The 19877-nt window shown below is 64.0% G+C and carries 20 protein-coding genes; 10 read left to right on the forward strand and 10 right to left on the reverse strand.

What is annotated here, in order from left to right; genetic code table 11:
• Nucleotides 1–2: 2 nt before the first annotated feature.
• The 3 genes from smc to ligA all read left to right on the forward strand — a co-directional run bounded on the left by smc (nt 3) and on the right by ligA (nt 6946).
• Complete coding sequence (smc, locus tag GV002_RS07090; RefSeq protein ID WP_160017677.1) at nt 3–3491, forward strand: chromosome segregation protein SMC; 3489 nt, start codon at nt 3–5, stop codon at nt 3489–3491.
• Nucleotides 3492–3704: 213 nt separating this feature from the next.
• Nucleotides 3705–4526, forward strand: coding sequence for a cell division protein ZipA (zipA, locus tag GV002_RS07095; RefSeq protein ID WP_160017678.1), 822 nt, complete (start codon nt 3705–3707; stop codon nt 4524–4526).
• A gap of 59 nt (nt 4527–4585) precedes the next feature.
• Complete coding sequence (ligA, locus tag GV002_RS07100; protein WP_160017679.1) at nt 4586–6946, forward strand: NAD-dependent DNA ligase LigA; 2361 nt, start codon at nt 4586–4588, stop codon at nt 6944–6946.
• A 237-nt stretch (nt 6947–7183) separates the two neighbouring features.
• Here ligA and GV002_RS07105 read toward each other — a convergent pair whose 3' ends face one another.
• The 5 genes from GV002_RS07105 to GV002_RS07125 all read right to left on the reverse strand — a co-directional run bounded on the left by GV002_RS07105 (nt 7184) and on the right by GV002_RS07125 (nt 10090).
• Nucleotides 7184–7552 (reverse strand): glutaredoxin family protein, encoded by a 369-nt coding sequence (locus GV002_RS07105; RefSeq protein WP_160017680.1) that lies wholly within the window; start codon nt 7550–7552, stop codon nt 7184–7186.
• Between the two features lie 194 nt (nt 7553–7746).
• A complete protein-coding gene (gene folE / locus GV002_RS07110) occupies nt 7747–8292 on the reverse strand; it encodes a GTP cyclohydrolase I FolE (RefSeq protein WP_075748315.1) in 546 nt (181 codons plus the stop codon).
• 88 nt (nt 8293–8380) lie between these two features.
• On the reverse strand, nt 8381–8938 hold the full coding sequence (locus GV002_RS07115; RefSeq protein ID WP_160017681.1) for a Smr/MutS family protein: 558 nt from the start codon (nt 8936–8938) through the stop codon (nt 8381–8383).
• Nucleotides 8939–9090: 152 nt separating this feature from the next.
• Complete coding sequence (locus tag GV002_RS07120) at nt 9091–9411, reverse strand: hypothetical protein (RefSeq protein WP_160017682.1); 321 nt, start codon at nt 9409–9411, stop codon at nt 9091–9093.
• An 82-nt stretch (nt 9412–9493) separates the two neighbouring features.
• Nucleotides 9494–10090, reverse strand: coding sequence for a cysteine hydrolase family protein (locus GV002_RS07125; protein ID WP_017679227.1), 597 nt, complete (start codon nt 10088–10090; stop codon nt 9494–9496).
• 155 nt (nt 10091–10245) lie between these two features.
• Between GV002_RS07125 and GV002_RS24270 the strand changes: the two genes are divergently transcribed.
• Entirely contained in the window at nt 10246–10374 is a 129-nt protein-coding gene (locus tag GV002_RS24270) for a hypothetical protein (RefSeq protein ID WP_256667044.1), read from the forward strand.
• A gap of 78 nt (nt 10375–10452) precedes the next feature.
• On the forward strand, nt 10453–11373 hold the full coding sequence (gene prmB / locus GV002_RS07130) for a 50S ribosomal protein L3 N(5)-glutamine methyltransferase (RefSeq protein WP_160017683.1): 921 nt from the start codon (nt 10453–10455) through the stop codon (nt 11371–11373).
• Nucleotides 11374–11508: 135 nt separating this feature from the next.
• Here prmB and GV002_RS07135 read toward each other — a convergent pair whose 3' ends face one another.
• Nucleotides 11509–12309, reverse strand: coding sequence for a hypothetical protein (locus GV002_RS07135; RefSeq protein WP_160017684.1), 801 nt, complete (start codon nt 12307–12309; stop codon nt 11509–11511).
• Between the two features lie 36 nt (nt 12310–12345).
• Nucleotides 12346–13308 carry an alpha/beta hydrolase gene (locus GV002_RS07140; RefSeq protein WP_160017685.1) on the reverse strand — a complete coding sequence of 321 codons (963 nt, stop codon included), beginning with the start codon at nt 13306–13308 and terminating at the stop codon, nt 12346–12348.
• Between the two features lie 298 nt (nt 13309–13606).
• Here GV002_RS07140 and aroC point away from each other — a divergent pair, with 298 nt between their 5' ends.
• The 5 genes from aroC to GV002_RS07165 all read left to right on the forward strand — a co-directional run bounded on the left by aroC (nt 13607) and on the right by GV002_RS07165 (nt 17226).
• Nucleotides 13607–14698 (forward strand): chorismate synthase, encoded by a 1092-nt coding sequence (gene aroC / locus GV002_RS07145; protein WP_160017686.1) that lies wholly within the window; start codon nt 13607–13609, stop codon nt 14696–14698.
• 13 nt (nt 14699–14711) lie between these two features.
• On the forward strand, nt 14712–15863 hold the full coding sequence (locus tag GV002_RS07150) for an MFS transporter (RefSeq protein ID WP_160017687.1): 1152 nt from the start codon (nt 14712–14714) through the stop codon (nt 15861–15863).
• Between the two features lie 16 nt (nt 15864–15879).
• Complete coding sequence (locus GV002_RS07155) at nt 15880–16419, forward strand: acireductone dioxygenase (RefSeq protein WP_160017688.1); 540 nt, start codon at nt 15880–15882, stop codon at nt 16417–16419.
• A gap of 61 nt (nt 16420–16480) precedes the next feature.
• Nucleotides 16481–16672 carry a PLDc N-terminal domain-containing protein gene (locus tag GV002_RS07160; RefSeq protein WP_160017689.1) on the forward strand — a complete coding sequence of 64 codons (192 nt, stop codon included), beginning with the start codon at nt 16481–16483 and terminating at the stop codon, nt 16670–16672.
• Nucleotides 16669–17226, forward strand: coding sequence for a histidine phosphatase family protein (locus GV002_RS07165; protein WP_160017690.1), 558 nt, complete (start codon nt 16669–16671; stop codon nt 17224–17226). The genes GV002_RS07160 and GV002_RS07165 overlap by 4 nt, the downstream gene beginning before the upstream one ends.
• Nucleotide 17227: 1 nt before the next feature.
• Here the strand turns inward: GV002_RS07165 and GV002_RS07170 are convergent, their stop codons facing one another.
• The 3 genes from GV002_RS07170 to GV002_RS07180 form a co-directional block, all read right to left on the reverse strand.
• Nucleotides 17228–17725 (reverse strand): methylated-DNA--[protein]-cysteine S-methyltransferase, encoded by a 498-nt coding sequence (locus GV002_RS07170; RefSeq protein WP_160017691.1) that lies wholly within the window; start codon nt 17723–17725, stop codon nt 17228–17230.
• Between the two features lie 4 nt (nt 17726–17729).
• Nucleotides 17730–18608, reverse strand: coding sequence for a DNA-3-methyladenine glycosylase family protein (locus tag GV002_RS07175; RefSeq protein ID WP_160017692.1), 879 nt, complete (start codon nt 18606–18608; stop codon nt 17730–17732).
• Between the two features lie 176 nt (nt 18609–18784).
• Nucleotides 18785–19798, reverse strand: a complete 1014-nt coding sequence (locus GV002_RS07180; protein ID WP_218580338.1) for an AraC family transcriptional regulator — start codon at nt 19796–19798, stop codon at nt 18785–18787.
• Nucleotides 19799–19877: the final 79 nt, after the last annotated feature.

Below are 19877 nucleotides of genomic sequence, written 5' to 3' on the forward strand. Positions count from 1 at the left end.
CGATGCGCCTGAAGAACATCAAGCTGGCCGGCTTCAAATCCTTCGTCGATCCGACGACGGTTAGCTTCCCCAGCAACATGGCGGCGGTGGTCGGGCCCAATGGTTGTGGCAAGTCCAACATCATCGACGCCGTGCGCTGGGTGATGGGCGAAAGCTCGGCGAAGAACCTGCGTGGCGAGTCGATGACCGACGTCATCTTCAACGGCTCCAACACGCGCAAGCCGGTGACCCAGGCTTCCATCGAGCTGATCTTCGACAACAGCGACAATTCGCTGGTAGGGGAATACGCTGCCTTCGCCGAGATTTCCATTCGCCGTCGGGTGACCCGCGACGGCCAGAACACCTATTTCCTCAACGGCACCAAATGCCGGCGCCGCGACATCACCGACATCTTCCTCGGCACCGGTCTTGGCCCGCGCAGCTACTCGATCATCGAGCAGGGCATGATCAGCAAGCTGATCGAGGCCAAGCCCGAGGAACTGCGCAACTTCATCGAGGAAGCCGCCGGCATCTCCAAATACAAGGAGCGCCGCCGCGAGACCGAAAACCGCATCCGTCGTACCCAGGAAAACCTGGAGCGCCTGAGCGACTTGCGTGAAGAACTGGAACGCCAGCTCGAGCGTCTGCATCGCCAGGCCCAGGCGGCTGAGAAATATCAGGAATACAAGGCCGAGGAGCGCCAGCTCAAGGCGCAATTGCTGGCTCTGCGCTGGCAGAGTCTGAACCAGCAGGTCGGCAGCCGCGAGCAGGTGATCGGCGACCAGGAAGTGGCCTTCGAGGCCCTGGTGGCCGAGCAGCGCAGCGCCGATGCCAGCATCGAGCGCCTGCGCGACGGGCATCATGAATTGAGCGAGCGGTTCAATCTGGTGCAGGGCCGCTTCTATTCCGTGGGCGGCGATATCGCCCGCGTCGAGCAGAGCATCCAGCACGGCCAGCAGCGCCTGCGCCAGTTGCAGGATGACCTGCGCGAGGCGGAAAAGGCGCGCCTGGAAACCGAATCCCACCTTGGTCACGACCGTACCCTGCTGGCCACCCTGGGCGAAGAGCTGGAGATGCTCCTGCCCGAGCAGGAGATGACCGCCGCCGCCGCCGAGGAGTCTGCCGCCAGCCTGGAAGAGGCCGAGGCCGCCATGCACGGCTGGCAGGAGCAGTGGGACGGCTTCAACCAGCGCAGCGCCGAGCCGCGTCGCCAGGCCGAGGTGCAGCAGTCGCGCATCGCCCAACTGGAGCAGAGCCTGGAGCGCCTGGCCGAACGCCAGCGCCGTCTGGGCGAAGAACTGCAGCAACTGGCCGCTGACCCCGAAGATGCGGCCATTCTCGAACTGAACGAACAGCTCGCTGCTGGTGAGCTGGAGCAGGAATCCCTGCACCTGGCCGAAGAGCAGCAGGCCGAGCGTCTGCAACAACTGCGCGAGGAACTGCAGCAGGCCGGACAGGCCCAACAGCAGGCGCAGGGCGAGCTGCAACGGCTGAACGGTCGCCTGGCTTCGCTGGAAGCGCTGCAACAGGCAGCGCTCGATCCGGGGCAGGGCGCGGGTGATTGGCTACGTGAACAGAACCTGCTGCAGCGCCCGCGCCTGGCCGAAGGGCTGCGCGTGGAAGCCGGCTGGGAACTGGCGGTGGAAACCGTGCTCGGCGCCGACCTGCAGGCGGTGCTGCTGGATGATTTCCTCGGGCTGGATTTCTCGGCGCTGGAGCAGGGCGAGCTGCGCCTGGCCAGTCCCGCCAGGGGCGGCGCGCGCCGCGCCGGTAGCCTGCTGGACAAGGTCGAGTCGAGCCACGACCTGTCACCCTGGTTGGCCGGCGTGCGCCCGGTGGAATCCCTGGAGCAGGCGCTGGCGGCTCGCTCGCAATTGGCCGAGGGCGAAAGCCTGATCAGTCGCGACGGCTACTGGGTCGGCCGGCATTTCCTGCGCGTGCGTCGCGCCGCCGAGGCAGACAGCGGCGTGCTGGCGCGCGGTCAGGAGCTGGAACGCCTGCAGCTGGAGCGCGACGAGCGTGAGGCGGCCCTGGCGCAACTGGATGAACGCTTGCTGGGGCTGCGCGAAGAGCAGCGCCGTCAGGAAGAACAGCGTGAACAGCAGCGCCGCCAGGGTCAGGAGCTGGCGCGCCAGCTGAGTGAGCTGAAGGCGCGGCTGTCCGCCAGCCAGGCCAAGGCCGAGCAACTGGGCCTGCGCCGTCGCCGTCTGCACGACGAGCTGCAGGAAGCGGCCGAGCAGCGCGAGATCGAGCAGGAACAACTGGGTGAGTCGCGGCTGCAACTGCAGGATGCACTGGACGCCATGGCGCTGGACAATGAGCAGCGCGAAAGCTTGCTGGCCAGCCGCGACAGTCTGCGCGAGCGCCTCGACCGTGTGCGCCAGGACGCGCGTCAGCACAAGGATCATGCGCATCAACTGGCGGTGCGCGTCGGCTCGCTCAAGGCGCAGCACGACTCCACCCGCCAGGCGCTGGAACGCCTGGAAATGCAAGCCGAGCGCCTGCATGAGCGGCGCGAGCAGCTGTCGCTAAACCTGGAGGAAGGCGAGGCGCCGCTGGAAGAACTGCGCATCAAGCTCGAAGAGCTGCTCGAGCGGCGCATGGCGGTGGACGACGAACTGCGTCAGGCGCGTCTGGCGCTGGAAGACGCCGACCGTGAACTGCGCGATGCCGAGAAGCGCCGCACCCAGGCCGAGCAGCAGGCGCAACTGCTGCGCAGCCAGCTGGAGCAACAGCGCATGGACTGGCAGTCGCTCAACGTGCGACGCAAGGCGCTTGCCGATCAGCTCGCCGAGGACAATTACGACCTGCACGGGGTGATCGCCACGCTGCCGGCCGAGGCCACGGAAAGCGCCTGGGAAGAGGAGCTGGAGCGCATGGCCGCACGTATCGCGCGGCTCGGGCCGATCAACCTGGCGGCCATCGACGAGTATCAGCAGCAGTCCGAGCGCAAGCGCTATCTGGATGCGCAGGATGCGGATCTGGTCGAGGCACTGGAAACCCTGGAAAACGTCATTCGCAAGATCGACAAGGAAACGCGCAATCGTTTCAAGGATACCTTCGATCAGATCAATGGCGGTTTGCAGGCACTCTTTCCAAAAGTTTTCGGTGGCGGCAACGCTTATTTGGAACTCACCGGCGAAGATTTACTCGATACCGGTGTAACCATCATGGCGCGGCCCCCGGGCAAGAAGAACAGCACCATTCATTTGCTCTCCGGTGGAGAGAAAGCGCTGACCGCCCTGGCATTGGTGTTTTCCATCTTCCAGCTCAATCCGGCGCCGTTCTGCATGTTGGACGAAGTGGATGCACCGCTGGACGACGCCAACGTCGGGCGCTACGCGCGGCTGGTCAAGGAGATGTCGGCAACGGTGCAGTTCATCTACATCACCCACAACAAGATCGCCATGGAAATGGCCGATCAGTTGATGGGAGTTACCATGCACGAGCCGGGTTGCTCGCGTCTGGTGGCGGTGGATGTCGAGGAGGCGCTGGCGATGGTGGAGGCGTGATGGCAGTGCGCCGCGAGATTAACTGAGTACGGGCAAAAGCTTATGTGGCTGCCTGTGTAAAGTTGCCTTTCGTCGTGCTAGCTTATTGCCCACTTTTGTTACACGCGGAAAACGTCAGGTAGAACATGAAGTTGGCGCCGCGTTTTATAGTCGAGTTGTGATCCGTTTGATTGGATCTTTTTTTCACCAGAATTTTTAAGGGTCAGGTATTTCATGGAATTCGGTCTGCGCGAGTGGCTGATCGTTATTGGCATCATCGTTATCGCTGGCATCCTGTTCGACGGCTGGCGCCGTATGCGCGGAGGCAAGGGCAAGCTCAAGTTCAGACTTGACCGCAGCTTCGCCAATATGTCGGACGACGACAGTGATCCGGATCTGCTCAGTACACCGCGTGTGGTGCAACGCGACCACGAGCCGCAACTGGATGAAGACGACCTGCCCTCGATGACTGCCAAGGACCTGCCGCGTCGTCCTCGCAACGAGCCTCAGCAGGGCGACCTCAATCTGGCCGTCGATGAGCCGGTACCGACCTTGCTCAACCCGGTCGATGACCAGCCCGTCGAACCCAAGAAAGCCACCAGGCCGGCTGTCGATGCCGCACCGGTGGAAGAGGTGCTGGTGATCAACGTGGTCGCCCGTGACGACTTTGGTTTCAAGGGCCCGGCGCTGCTGCAGAACATTCTCGAAAGCGGTCTGCGTTTCGGCGAGATGGACATCTTCCACCGTCACGAGAGCATGGCAGGCAACGGCGAGGTGCTGTTCTCCATGGCCAATGCGCTCAAACCAGGCACTTTCGATCTGGACGACATCGAAGGCTTCAGCACCCGTGCGGTGAGCTTCTTCCTCAGTCTGCCCGGCCCGCGTCATCCGAAGCAGGCCTTCGACGTGATGGTCGCTGCGGCGCGCAAGCTGGCCCATGAACTGGGCGGTGAGCTGAAGGACGACCAGCGCAGCGTGATGACTGCGCAAACCATCGAACACTACCGCCAGCGCATCGTCGAATTCGAGCGCCGGCAACTGACCCAGAAACGCTGAAACACCAGTGCATTGCAAAAGAGCAGCCGAGGCTGCTCTTTTCGTTTGAGAGACCGAGCATGACCGACGCCGCCCAACGTATTTCCGAACTGCGCAATGAACTGGACGCGCACAACTACCGTTATTACGTGCTGGACGAACCGAGCGTGCCGGACGCCGAGTACGACCGCCTGTTCCGCGAACTGCAAGCGCTGGAGGCGGAGCATCCGGAGCTGGTGACACCGGAGTCGCCGACCCAGCGCGTCGGCGGTGAAGCGCTCAGCGCCTTTGGCGAGGTGCGCCATGAAGTGCCGATGCTCAGCCTCGGCAATGCCTTCGAGGAAGACGACTTGCGCGCCTTCGACCGCAGCGTGCAGAACGGCCTCGGTATGCAGGGCGGCGATCTGTTCGGCGGCGGTGCCGAGGTCGAGTACAGCTGCGAACCCAAGCTCGATGGTCTGGCCGTCAGCCTGCGTTACGAAAACGGCCAACTGGTGCGCGGCGCCACGCGCGGTGATGGCAGTACCGGCGAGGACATCACCAGCAACGTACGCACCATCCGCAACGTGCCGCTCAAGCTGCAGGGCGAGGGCTGGCCGCAGGTGCTGGAAGTACGTGGCGAAGTGTTCATGCCCAAGGCCGGCTTCGAGGAGTTGAATGCGCGCCAGGCCGAGAGCGGCGGCAAGACCTTCGCCAACCCGCGTAACGCTGCCGCCGGCAGCCTGCGTCAGCTCGATCCGAAAATCACTGCCAGCCGGCCGCTGGAGTTCTGCTGCTACGGCGTCGGCCAGGTCAGCGGCGAACTGCCGGGCACTCAGGTGGCCATGCTGCAGCAGCTCAAGGCCTGGGGTGTGCCCATCAGTCGCGAACTGAAGCTGGCCAAAGGCGTGGAAGCTTGCCTGGACTACTACCGTGATATCGGTGAGCGGCGCATGAACCTGGCCTATGACATCGATGGCGTGGTGTTCAAGGTCAACAATATCGAGGATCAGCAGCAGCTGGGTTTTCGTGCGCGCACCCCGCACTGGGCCATCGCCCACAAATTCCCGGCGCAGGAGGAACTCACCGAGCTGCTCGACGTGGAATTTCAGGTCGGCCGCACCGGCGCGGTCACGCCCGTGGCGCGGCTGAACCCGGTCAAGGTGGCCGGCGTCATGGTGGCCAATGCCACCCTGCACAACATGGACGAGGTGGCGCGTCTCGGCGTGATGATCGGCGATACGGTGATCATCCGCCGCGCCGGTGACGTGATCCCGCAGGTAATGGCGGTGGTGCCCGAGCGTCGTCCGGATAATGCGCGCCCCGTGCACATCCCCGAGCAATGCCCGGTGTGTGGCTCGGCGGTGGAGCGCACGCAACTGGTCAAGCGCAGCAAGGGCAAGGAGTCGGTCAGCGAAGGTTCGGTGTATCGCTGTGTTGGTCGCCTGAGCTGCCAGGCGCAGCTCAAGCAGGCGATCATTCACTTCGTCTCGCGCCGCGCCATGGACATCGAAGGTCTCGGCGACAAGACCATCGAGCAGTTGGTGGACGAGAAGCTGATCGCCTCACCGGCCGACCTGTACAAGCTGCAGTACGAGCAGATCATCGGCCTGGAAGGCTTCGCCGAGGTCTCCAGCAACAAGCTGCTGGCGGCCATCGCCGATAGCCGCAAGCCTACGCTGGCGCGCTTTATCTATGCGCTCGGTATCCCCGATGTGGGCGAGGAAACCGCCAAGGTGCTGGCGCGCTCCCTGGCCTCGCTGGCGCGCGTGCGAAAGGCGCTGCCGCAAGTGCTGACCTATCTGCCGGATATCGGCCTGGAAGTGGCGCATGAGATCCACAGCTTCTTCGAGGACGCGCACAACCAGCAGGTGATCAGCGCCTTGCTCGGCGAGTGCGGCCTCGAGTTGCAGGAAGAGGGCGAACTGAGCGCCGAGTTCTCGGCCGTTGCCACCCTCGGAGGTATGCTCGACAAGCTGAACATTCCGAGTGTCGGCCCCGGTGCTGCACAGAAATTGGCTGAGCGTTTCGGCAGTCTCGAAGGCGTACTCGGCGGCGATTGGCTGGACATGCGCCAGACCCTGCCGGAGAAGCAGGCCAAGGCTGTGCGAGAGTTCTTCGACAACGCTGAAAATGCCCAGCTGGCTCGCGCCATCGAGCAGCAGTTGCGTGAGTTCGGCATGCACTGGGACAGCGAGAAAAAGGTCGCCGAAGGCCTGCCGCTGGCCGGCCAGACCTGGGTGCTGACCGGTACCCTGGAGGTGATGAGTCGCGACGTGGCCAAGGAGAAGCTGGAAAGCCTCGGTGCCAAGGTGGCCGGCTCGGTATCAGCCAAGACCCATTGCGTTGTCGCAGGGCCGGGCGCTGGCTCGAAGCTGGCCAAGGCCAGTGAGCTCGGGGTTAAGGTATTGGACGAAGCGCAGTTCCTCGAGCAGCTCAAGGCCTACGGCATCGAACCCTAGGGCGCTGTTCGCGAGCAGCGCTCGCTCCTGCAAGGGAGGCGAAGATGCGCCGATCCTGTAGGAGCGGCTTCAGCCGCGAAATGACCGGTGCAGGTAGCTCCAAGGCTCCCGGATTGCATCCGGGCTACAGGACTGGGCGAAGTTTAGGTGTCGAGCTCTGAACCTGTAGGAGCCGGCTTGCCGGCGATCCTTTACGCAGAAGCATCGCCGGCAAGCCGGCTCCTACGAAAGCGTGGCTCAACCGGCGAAACGCTGATCCAGATAGGCGATGATCGCCTTGGATTCATACAGCCAGGTGCTCTGACCGTTTTCCTCGATGCGCAGGCACGGCACCTTGATGCGGCCGCCGTGTTGCTCCAGCGCCTGCCGGTGTTCGGCATCGTTCTTGGCGTCGCGCAACTGCACCGGCAGGTTGAGGCGATGCAGGCTGCGCCGCACCTTGACGCAGAACGGGCAGGCGTGGAACTGGTACAGCGCCAGGTCGGCGGTGGCGCGCTCGACTTCGGCTTGCGCCTCGGGGCTGCGCTTGAGCTTGCGCGGGCGGCTGATCCAGTCGACGAATATGACGAGCTGGCCCAGGCCGATACGAATGGCTTTGAGCAACATGTTTTTGACTCCTGAGCGGGCATGCCGCGGGCGGCAACCCAAATGATGAATATCTTCTTGGCCTGCCCCCTCATCCGGCGCTTCGCGCCACCTTCTCGTCAAGGGAGAGGCATCAAGGAAGGCATCGCTACGCGATTTTGCGCTAAGCAGCGACGGCCGTTCAGAGAAGTGAGTGGCCGTCGTCTTGAGTGGTGTCAGCGAACCAGATTGAGAAATTCGCCGCGTGTCGCCGGGTTGCTGCGGAACTCGCCGAGCATCACCGAGGTGACCATGGAGGAATTCTGCTTCTCCACGCCGCGCATCATCATGCACATGTGCTGCGCTTCGATGACCACTGCCACGCCCAGTGCACCGGTGACCTGCTCGACCGCTTCGGCGATCTGCCGACTGAGGTTTTCCTGGATCTGCAGACGCCGCGCGTACATGTCGACGATGCGCGCCACCTTGGATAGGCCGAGCACCTTGCCGTTGGGAATGTAGGCGACGTGAGCCTTGCCGATGAACGGCAGCAGGTGATGCTCGCACAGTGAGTACAGCTCGATGTTCTTGACCAGCACCATTTCGCTGTTGTCGGAGCTGAACAGTGCGCCGTTGGTGACTTCTTCCAGCGTCTGCTGGTAGCCACGACAGAGGTACTGCATGGCTTTGGCGGCGCGCTTGGGCGTGTCCAGCAGGCCTTCGCGGGTAACGTCCTCGCCAAGCTGGCCGAGGATCGCGGTGTACTGTTGTTCCAGGGACATGGAAAATCCTGTTGGGTATCGAATGGGCGCAGGGTAGGGCGCCGACAAGGGCCTGACAAGAGTGCCAGGCGCCAATGCGGTTATCTCATTACTCGTCGCGACCATCCATCATGGTGCGCTTGAGGATGATGTACACCGCGCCGGTGCCACCGTGTTTGGCCAGGCAGGAGCTGAAACCCAGCACCTGCGGGTGCTGGCGCAGCCAGGTGTTTACATGGCTCTTGATCATCGGCTTGCGCCCGTCCATGCGCACTGCCTTGCCGTGGGTGACGCGCACGCAGCGAATCTCCAGCTTGGTGGCTTCGGCGAGAAACTCCCACAGTGTGTCGCGGGCCTTCTCGACGCTCATGCCGTGCAGGTCGAGGCTGCCGTCGAAGGGGATCTGGCCCAGCTTGAGCTTGCGCATCTGACCGTCCTGCACGCCGTTGCCGGCCCAGTACAGCGGGTCTTCGGCGCCGACGTCGATGACGAACTGGTCAGACAGCCCGTCCACCTTGGTCTCGCCCTGGCTGATGGTTGCAGCCTGGCGCAGGGAGCTGAACCGTTTACTGTCAGCTTTGGGTTTGCCGGTGTCGGCGCGGTCGTGCTTGATCGGCTTGACGCCGCGCAGCTCGGCCTGGAACAGGGAAAAATCGTCGTCTTGCATCGGTGGCTCCGCGAAACAGGCGGGCATTTTACCCAAATGTTCGGCCCTGTAGCGCTGCAAAGACGAATTGGTAGGAGCCCGCTTGCGGGCGATCAATGCCTCTTTCGGTGCAAAGCATCGCTGGCAAGCCAGCTCCTACGGTTATTGGCGATTCAGTCGCGCTTTTTCATCAGTGATGGCGACAGGCTCAGGTCGCTGGGGCGACGCAGGCGTCTGCGGCAGCGACGCCAGAAGGCGACGCCGGCCCACAACAGGAACAGGCCGAGCAGCAGCAGAACGATGGCCTCGCCGGTGGAGTCGTTCAGCGTACCCAGCACTGGCGCGCGACCTGCCAGTGAAGCGACGCCCGCCATCGACAAGAGAATGCCGAAAGTGGCGAGCAGGGCGCCCAGGCCGGCTCCGATACGCAGGCGCCAGTGTCTCGGCTGGCGTGGGCGCAAGCGGCGTGCATCGAAATCGTCGGACAGCTTCATTCCGATTTCCTTTGGCTTATCGCCGGTATGACCGACTGGTCGCGTCCGGGTTCCGCAGCGTTGGCGATAACTGCAACAGGCTTCACACCAGCGATTTGGCGTGCGGCACCAGGGTGGCGAAGTTGTCGCCCAGCGCGATCATCTCGATGCGATGTACCTCGGCGGCGGCTATCACGCTGCCATCCGGTGCGGGCAGGTCGCGGGTGGCGCAGGCGGCATCGACCAGGGTACAGCGATATCCATAGTCCTTGGCGGCGCGCACGGTGGTGCTGACGCTGGAATGGGTCATGAAACCGCAGACGATCAGGTCGAGATGACCGAGCGCCTGCAGACGATCATGCAACTCGGTGCCGGCAAAAGCGTTGGGCAGGCGTTTCTCCACGACGATCTCGCCAGCCAGTGGGGCCGCTTCCGGCAGGTGACGACCGCGCGGGCCGCTGGGGTCGAGCAGGCCGCCGGGAATGCCAAGGTGTTTGACGTGAACGATGTCAGCACCGGCACTGCGCGCTGCTGCCAGCAGACTGGCGATCTCTGCCAGTGCGGGGTCCAGGCCCGGCAGCGCCAGTACGCCGCTGCGGTATTCTTCCTGGGCATCGATGATCAGCAGGGTCGCATTGTTCAGGCTGGCCGGCGCGTGGCCACGACCGGTGAGCTGGAACATGGTTTGCGGATGGGACATCTCGGGCTCCTGGCTGATGGTGATAATGTGCCATTGTCCGCTTGCCAGAGCGCTCTGTGAACCTCTATCTGCGCCAAGGCTTGCCCGGTGCATGTTGCCGGAGCAGAATTGGAACTGCCCTGAAGGACTCAGGGTCGTACGCAAAAGGAGTTGCCATGTCACTTTTGTCGCAGTTTTCCCCGCATTTCTGGCTTTTGTTCTCCATCGCCGTGGCCATCGCTGTTCTGCGCGAGCTGCGCCGTCCTGATGACGATGCTTTGCGCAAGAAGCACGAGCGGCTATGAACACTCGATAACCCGCAATTCATGCGCTCGCCACCCGCACTGGGCTAAACTTCCGCACTTTTCACCCGGAGGCCGCCCGTGACCGCTCTCACTACCCGTTTACGCACCCTGCGCGATTACATCCGTTGGGCCGTCAGCCGTTTTCAGGCCGAGCAACTGTTCTTCGGCCATGGCACCGACAACGCCTGGGATGAAGCGCGCCAACTGGTGCTCGGTGCACTGCACCTGCCTTGGGAAATTTCCGACACCTACCTCGATTGCCGCCTGGAAGACGACGAGCATGCCCACCTGCAGGCGCTGCTCAAGCGCCGTATCGAAGAGCGTGTACCCACCGCGTACCTGCTCGGCGAAGCCTGGTTCTGCGGTTTGCCCTTCGTCGTCGATGAGCGTGTGCTGGTGCCGCGCTCGCCGATCGCCGAGCTGATCGACCGTCATTTCGCCCCCTGGCTGCCGACCGAGCCGGCGCGCATTCTCGATCTGTGCACCGGCTCCGGCTGCATCGGCATCGCCTGCGCCTACGAATTCCCTGAAGCGGAAGTGGTGCTGGGCGATCTGTCGTTCGACGCGCTGGAGGTAGCCAACCTCAACATCGAGCGCCACGGCCTGGAAGAGCGCGTCTACTGCGTGCAGGGCGATGGTTTCGCTGGGTTGCCGGGGCAGCGTTTCGACCTGATCGTCTCCAACCCGCCCTATGTCGACGCCGAGGATTTTGCCGACATGCCCGCCGAATACCAGCACGAGCCGGCGATGGGCCTGGCCTGCGGCAATGATGGCCTGGATCTGGTGCGACGGATGCTGGCCGAAGCGGCCGATCACCTCACCGAGCGTGGCGTGCTGATCGTCGAGGTGGGCAACAGCCAGGTGCATGTCGAGGCGTTATACCCGGAAGTGGACTTCACCTGGCTGGACTTCCAGCGCGGCGGACACGGCGTGTTCCTGCTGGCGGCCAAGCAGTGCCGCGAGCATCAGGCACTGTTTCGTTCGCGCATCGAAGGCTGATTCGCCGGTGCGCACGGCGCACCCTACGGGAGCTGCGGCTGACGTAGTCACGTAGGGTGCGCCGCGCGCACCAGGGGCCACACGGGAGTTGCGGCTGACAGGGCGACGTACGGTGCGCCGTGCGCACCAGGGGCGCTAGCGCGTGGCGATCCAGATCAGCAGGCCGGCCTGAAACAGGCTGAACGCCACCAGGCAGGTGATGGTGAAGCGCAGGCCGCTGTCTTCGCGCTTGAGGCGCTCGAGCCGATCTTCCAGCTTGCGCAGTTTCACGTCCTGCTCCTGCAGCGTCTGGTCGGCCTGCTGCAACATCGCGGCGGCGTCCAGCAACTCGATGATCTGCACCTTCTCGGCATGCCAGTCACCATGCAGCGAGCTGACTCGCGGGGCGCTGTAGAAAGGCTTGAGTTGCAACGGGTCGCTGTACTCGATGGTGAAACCCTGCGCCTTCAGCGCGTGGTCACGGCGGGCGCGGGCGGCGTCATTGAAGTTGTCCTTGGTCGGCAGGGCAGCGCCCTCGACCTGATAATGCGCGTACTGCTTGCGTGCCCAGGCGATGCCCTGAGCCATGAGAAAGCGCCCCAGGCCACGATTGCCCGGCTCTACGCTCAGGCCCTTGTCGGGGCCGAAGCGAACCTCCTTGCGCTGATGGTCGGCCCAGACCTCCAGCAGGTTGTTGTGGCGATGCAGACGCTGGCCGGGTACCTGGATAGTCAGGCGCAGCAGGCTCGTGTCTTTGGCGTGACGCTCCACCCGGCCAAGCTGAACGAAGCGCAGTGGCCGCGGACCGGTTTCCCGGTCGACGGGTAGCGGCGCCAGACGCAGCAGGCTGAATTGCTCGGCTGGAAGGTCCGCCCAGGGATGCGGCGCGGCAGGCGTTTCGCTTGTCGCCGCTTCGGCATCTGGCGCTTGTGCCTGCGGGGCTGGGTTCTCGCTCATGGGCGTCCTGTGTACTGTTCGGTGGCCTTCGATGCGTTATCGGCCATTTTCCTCAGCACTGGAGTGAATAAAGGACAGGATCTTCTCACCCAGCGCACGGGCCAAGGGTAGCTGTGGATCATCGTAGGACGCCAGCTGTTCGTTCCAGGGCGCCGGGGTGATGCGCAGGACATGGTTCATGCCGGCGATCATCGCCAGTTCGGCATCGGGCTTGGCCTGCTTGAGTACTTCGGCGTTGTCCGGGCTGACCTGGGCGTCGTGGGTGCCTTGCACGATCAGTGCTGGAATCTGCAGCGCAGCGAAGTTTTCCGCCGGGTCCTGGCGCAGCAGGCTGATCAGGTAGGGCTGTACGCTGGGGCGATAGATCGCTTGCAGTTCACTGGGCACCTTGGGCTGCAGCTTGCCGCGAATCAGGTTGGCGAGGATGTGCCTGCTCTCGGCCAGGAGCGGCGGCGGCAGGCGCATGGCCAGTTGCATGTCCAATACCTGGCCGATGGGGTAGGCGGGGCCGGCAATGGACACCAGGGCATCGGCCTGGCTACCGGGCGCGGCCAGGCTGGCGATCAGCGCGCCTTCGCTGTGGCCGATGAGAATCAGGCGGTCGAAGCGCGGGTCATCCTTGAGCATCCTGGCCCAGCCCTCGGCATCGGCCACATAGCGCTCGACGCTGAGGTCCTTTTCGTCCGGCGTGGCGGTGCGGCTGGCGGCCACGCCGCGCTTGTCGTAGCGCAGGCTGGCGATGCCGTTGCGTGCCAGCACCTGGGCCAGCTTCTTCAGCGCATCGTTATGCCCGCCCTGAGGGTTGTTGCCGTCGCGGTCGGTGGGGCCGGAGCCGGCGATCAGCAGCGCCACCGGCACCGGCTTTTCGCTCTGCGGCACCAGCAGACTGCCGTACAGGGTGCCCTGGTCGGTGTCGAGGCTGATGGGTGATTGCTGGGTGGTGTTGGCCTGGGCCAGGCTGGTGATCAGGGTGAGGGACAAGAGCAGAGCTCGTAGCATGATGAGGGCAGGGTAGTGGCAGGTTGGTATTGGACGCTGGCCGCGGGCCAAGGTTCGGGCACTTCTAAAAACTAGCTGCGTTGTCATCACTGCGTTAGAAAACAGGCTCAAATGCTCATTTACAGCCCGTAAACTCCGCTTTTCGCCTGTTTTCAGCCTTGTGCTGACTGCCTCGCTTACGTTTTTAGAAATGCCCGTTCGGGGTGAACTGCAAGTTATCGGCAGGTATACTCGCCCACCTTGTGAATCGGGCCTGCGCAGCGCCGGGCCTGAGCTGAATTTCGCGGAGCGTCTTCCCATGTCCGGCAATACCTACGGCAAGCTGTTCACCGTCACCACCGCTGGCGAAAGCCATGGCCCGGCGCTGGTCGCCATCGTCGACGGTTGCCCGCCCGGTGTCGAGATCTCCCTGGAAGACCTGCAGCGCGACCTCGATCGCCGCAAGCCGGGCACCAGCCGCCACACCACACAGCGCCAGGAGGACGACGAGGTGGAAATCCTCTCCGGCGTGTTCGAGGGCAAGACCACCGGCTGCTCCATCGGCCTGCTGATCCGCAACACCGACCAGAAGTCCAAGGACTATTCGGCGATCAAGGATCTGTTCCGCCCGGCCCACGCCGACTACACCTACCACCACAAGTACGGCATCCGCGACTACCGTGGCGGCGGCCGCAGCTCGGCGCGCGAGACCGCCATGCGCGTGGCGGCCGGCGCCATCGCCAAGAAGTTCCTGGCCACCCAGGGCATCGTCATCCGTGGCTACATGAGCCAGCTCGGGCCCATCGAGATCCCGTTCAAGACCTGGGACAGCGTCGAAGACAACGCCTTCTTCAGCCCCGATCCGGACAAGGTGCCGGAACTGGAGGCCTACATGGATCAGCTGCGTCGTGACCAGGATTCGGTTGGCGCGAAGATCACCGTGGTTGCCGAAGGGGTGATGCCGGGCCTCGGCGAGCCAATCTTCGACCGCCTCGACGCCGAGCTGGCCCATGCACTGATGAGCATCAATGCGGTCAAGGGCGTGGAGATCGGCGCCGGTTTCGCCTGCGTCGCCCAACGTGGCACCGAGCACCGCGACGAGCTGACCCCGGAAGGTTTCCTCTCCAACAACGCCGGCGGCATTCTCGGCGGCATTTCCAGCGGCCAGCCGATCATCGCTCACCTGGCGTTGAAACCGACCTCGAGCATCACTACACCGGGGCGCTCCATTGACGTCAACGGCAACCCGGTTGACGTGATCACCAAGGGCCGTCACGACCCCTGCGTCGGCATCCGTGCCACGCCGATCGCCGAGGCGATGATGGCTATCGTGCTGATGGATCACCTGCTGCGTCACCGCGCGCAGAACGCCGACGTGCGCGTCACCACGCCGGTGCTGCCACAACTGTGATCCTGGGGGCGGCATGAGCGCGGCCCTGCCGTACTGGCGGCTGTCCGGTTTCTACTTCTTCTACTTCGCCCTGCTCGGGGGGACGGCGCCGTTCCTGGCGCTGTACTTCGACCACCTGGGCTTTTCCCCGGCGCGGATCGGCGAGTTGATCGCCATTCCCATGCTGATGCGCTGCCTGGCACCGAACCTGTGGGGTTGGCTGGGTGACCACAGCGGTCAGCGCCTGCTGATCGTGCGTTTCGGCGCGCTGTGCACCCTGGTCTGCTTCGCCGGCATCTTCTTCAGCCAGAGCTACGCCTGGCTGGCGCTGATCATGGCCACTCACGCCTTCTTCTGGCATGCAGTGCTGCCGCAGTTCGAGGTCATCACCCTTGCCCACCTGCGCGAGCAGGCGGCGCGCTACAGCCAGATTCGCCTGTGGGGCAGCATCGGTTTCATCGTCGCCGTGGTCGGCCTCGGCCTGCTGTTCGAGTGGCTGAGCCTGGACGCGTATCCGGCGGCGCTGCTGGTGATCATGGCCGGTATCGTCGTCAGCAGCTTCTGGGTGCCCAATGCACAGCCTGTGCTGCGCCCGAGTACGCTGGAGGCGGAGGGATTTCTACGCCAATTGCGCCGCCCCGGCATCCTTGCGTTCTACGTCAGCGTCGGGCTGATGCAGTTGAGCAACGGCCCGTACTACACCTTCCTCACTCTGCACCTGGAGGGTGTTGGCTACAGCCGTGGTGCCATCGGGCTGTTCTGGGCGTTGGGGGTAGTGGCGGAGATCCTGCTGTTCCTGGTCATGGCGCGCCTGCTGCAGCGCTATTCACTGCGCGCCGTGTTGCTGGCCAGCTTCCTGATCACCGCCGTGCGCTGGTTGCTGTTGGGCAGCCTGGCCCAGTACCTGCCGGTACTGCTGCTGGCGCAGTGCATGCATGCCGCCACCTTCGGCGCTTTCCACGCCGCCTGTATCCATTTCGTGCAGCGCAGTTTCGTCGACCGCCAGCAGGGCCAGGCCCAGGCGCTCTATGTCAGCCTGGCTGGCATCGGCGGTGCGTTGGGCGCGCTGTATGCCGGCTATAGCTGGAAGGGCCTGGGCCCGGCCTGGACCTTCGCCATCGCCAGTCTGGTAGCCTTGCTGGCAGCCTTCATCATTGCCACCCGTCTGCCGCCCGAGCGGCCCTGAATCGAGTGAACCCTTCATGAGCAGTCTCGCCGTCCACCTGCACACCTCCCCGGAGTTGCCGAACAAGGTTCTCAATCACGCCGACGATATCGCCAGCACGCTGGCGGCGGTGGGCATCGACTATCGCCAGATGGAGCTGCCGGCTGCGTTGCGCCCCGGTTGCGAGCAGGCCGAGTTCGACGCGGCCTATGGTCTATGGCTGCAGGCATTCATGGGCAAGGAAGGGCATGTGCAGCAGGAGCTGTTCAACCTGCAGCGCAATCATCCGCAGAAACTGGAGCTGCGCGCTCGGTATCTGGACGAACTGGTGCAGTCGAGCGCCAGTACCTGGTTGTTCCTGGGTGGTTTCGCCCAACTCAGCGTGCATCTGGATGACTACGTATATGTGCTGCAGGGCGAGCGTGGCGACCTGCTGACGCTGCCGGCCGGCACGCGTCACTGGTTCGACCTGGGTGAAGAGCCGCACGTGCTGGCGCTGCGTCTGAGCCCGAGCGAAGACACACCAGAACGCACCGGTGACGATATCGCCAGCCGCTTTCCGCGCCTGGGCGACTGAGGGAACCCCAACCAATCAACGACTATCCTATGCAGGCAACCTTTCAGACAGGAGTGTCGTCATGGGTTCCACCTTCAATGGGCTGATCGGCCTGGTCATCCTGGCCCTGGATATCTGGGCCATCATCAACGTGGTCAAGAGCAACGCGGAAACTGGAATCAAGATTCTATGGATTCTGCTGATCGTGCTGTTGCCGGTGATCGGTCTGATCATCTGGGCGCTGATGGGGCCGCGTGGCAACGTCAGACTATGAATCGCCTGTGGCTGCTGGTTCTGGTGCTGCTGCCACTGTTCAGTGTGGCTGCAGATGACGCGCAAGCCTGGCAGGCACTGCGCGAAGGCCGTGCGCTGATACTCATGCGTCACGCCACCGCGCCGGGTACGGGCGACCCGGCGAACTTTCGCCTGGGGCAATGCGAAACCCAGCGCAACCTCAACGCTCAAGGGCGTGCCGAGGCCCGGCGTTGGGGCGAACTGCTCGCGCGCCAGGGGATCGAACAGCCTCGGCTTCTCAGCAGTCGCTGGTGCCGCGCGCTGGACACGGCCAGCAACATGCAGCGCGGTCCGGTACAACCCTTCGCTGCGCTGGATTCGTTCTTCGGCAAGCCCGCGGATGGTGCCGGGCAGACCGCCGAGCTGATTCGCTCGATCAACCAGCTGCCTGCTGGCGCACCGTTGGTGCTGGTTTCCCATCAGGTCAATATCACTGCGCTGACCGGTATCTTTCCGGCCTCGGGCGAAGGGCTGATCCTGGCGTTGCCACTGCGCCCGCGTGCAGAGCCTCTGGCGCGCATACCCGCGCCTTAGGCTACAAAGCCAGTTGCGCCTGCGTTGGCTGCAACACACCCTCGAGTTCCAGTAACTGCTGCTTGCGCGGCAGGCCGCCGGCATAACCGGTCAGGCTGCCGTCCCGGCCGATCACGCGGTGGCAGGGCACGATGATGGAGATAGGATTGGCGCCATTGGCCGTCCCCACCGCGCGTACTGCCTGCGGCCTGCCGATCACATGGGCCAGCTCCGAATAGCTGCAGGTGCGGCCGTAGGGAATGTCCAACAGCGCCTGCCAGACCGCCTGCTGAAATGCCGTGCCCCGCGGCGCCAGGCGCAATTCGAACTGACGGCGCTTGCCGGCGAAGTATTCATCGAGCTGGCTGCACACGGCGTCCAGCTCACGGCCAGCGGGCTGCCAATGGTCTTCGATGCGCCAGGGCCGGCTGTCCAGCTCCATCAGCAATAGTTGCAGGCCGCTGTCGTCGGCTGCGATCAGCAGCGGACCGACGGGGCTGTCGTGGTAACGGTAATGCATGATTTCAGCGTCCCGAATAGTTATGCCAGAGGTACGCGGCTGCATAAGCGCGCCACGGGCGCCAGGCTTCCGCGCGTGCTTTCAGGCGGCGCGCATCGATACCCTCCGTTCCCCATACCGGCGCCTTGAGCAAACCCAGGTCGCTGGCGGGAAAGGCGTCGGCCTCACCGAACGCACGCAGGGCGATGTACTCCGCTGTCCACGGGCCGATGCCTGGCAGGGCGCATAGCTGCTCGATCAGGGCTGCACTGCCGTCGGCCAGATGCAGTTTCAGGCTGCCATCGGCAATGCGCGCGGCGAAATGCTGCAGGCATTGCACGCGTTTACCGGGCATGCCGATGCCGCTCAGGTCGGCCTCGGCAAGCGCCTGTGGTGAGGGGAACAGATGGCTGATGTCCAGCGTTCTCGGCGTCTCGATCAACGTACCGACACGTTGCACCAGGCGTCCGACTATGGTGACCGCCGCCTTGACCGTGACCTGCTGGCCGACGATGGCGCGCACCGCCTGCTCGAACGGATCGAACGCCACCGGCAGGCGCAGGCCGGGATTGCGTCGCAGCAGCGGCGCGAGCAGTTCGTCAGTGCTCAGGTGCAGGGCAATCGCCTCGGGCTCGTTGTCGAGATCGAACATGCGCCGCACGCGTTGCTCAAGTTGATCGAGGTGCGCTGGCGAGGCCAGACGACAGCGCAGTTCCAGCGCGTTCTGCCCCGGCAGCGGGGCTACCCGAAACCAGCCGGGTGTGCCGTCGAGGCTGAAGCCGCGGCTGTAGCTGTCGGCGCTCAGTGACTCCAGCCCAGGGATCGCGCGCAGGGCGAAGTGGCTATGGAACTGTTGCCAGTCCCAGGGCGGTTGGTAGGGCAGAAGCAGCGTGATGATGTTCATGGCTGGCACCCTAGCTCGGCGTTTGCGGCTTGTCAGCGTGAAGATGACTTTCAAACTGCGACGATCTGCCTGTGTGCTGGGGCGCGGTGCGCACGGCGCACCCTACATGAAGCGCGTTCCAGGCGCACGGGCTTGTCGTAGGGTGCGCCGCGCGCACCAGGGGAGCCAGCGGCGATCTAGGAGCCACGTTGATAACGCCCCGGTGTGATGCCTTTCCAGCGCTTGAAGGCGTGAATGAAGTTCGACAGCTCGCCGTAACCCAGGCGCTCGGCGATTTCTTCCAGGCTCAGGCCGCCTGCATCCAGCAGCTCTTCGGCCAGGGTCTGACGGACTTCGTCCTGCAGGGCGCGGAAGCTCGTGCCTTCTTCGATCAGGCGCCGGCGCAGGGTACGGCTGCTCAGGTGCAGACGGTCTGCGACCTGTTCCATGTCGGCGATCTGCCCTGGCGACTGCAACAGCAACTGACGCACCCGTCCGGCCAGGCCCTGGTGCCATTGATGGCGCGTCAGCAACGCCTGGCATTGCTGTTCGCAGGCACTGACCAGTTGCGGATTGGCCCGTGGCAGCGGGTTGTCCAGCAGGTCGGCGTCAAAGTCCAGGCGATTGTGCGTAGCGCCAAAGCGCGGCATCTGGCCAAAGGCAGTGATGAATGGCGAAACGTCAGCCGGCGCCGTCTGGCGCAGTTCCACATTCAGCAATCGCAGTGTGCTGCCGAGCAGCTCGCGCACGACCACCAGGGCGCCGAGCATATCGCGCTGCACGATGAAGTCATGCAGCGTCGTGGGCAGGGCGTTGTCATCGAAATACAGGCTGGCGACGGCGTCATCCACGCTCAGGCTGATGCGGGTGAAGGCATAGGTCAGGCCGTGATAGCGCAGGCCCAGCTCGGCGGCCTGGCGCACCGTGGCGCTGCTGAGAATGGCGTAACCCCAGGCACCGTAAGTGGTCAGGTGGTAGCGCCGACCGGCCTGCAAGCCAAGATCACCAGCGTCGGGCAGCGCCTCGATCAGGTTGGCGATCAGCTGCAGTTCGCGTTGTGCGTCGATCTCCCCGTTCAAACTGGCCAACTGCACCGGGCTGAGCCCCGTTTCGTGCAGGCACCTGTCCAGGCTCAAGCCAAGGTCGAGCCCCAGTTGAGTGAGCAACTGGAGGCTGATGATGCTGCGTCGTGCGGGCCAGGGGGCTGACATGGATTGTCCGAAAATCACAATATTCTGGCCGACTATGCCATAACCTGAGCGCGGCGAGGCAAGTAGCATCTGTTCATCG

The sequence above is a fragment of the Pseudomonas sp. 8O genome, assembly GCF_902506495.1.
Taxonomy (GTDB): domain Bacteria; phylum Pseudomonadota; class Gammaproteobacteria; order Pseudomonadales; family Pseudomonadaceae; genus Aquipseudomonas; species Aquipseudomonas chaetocerotis.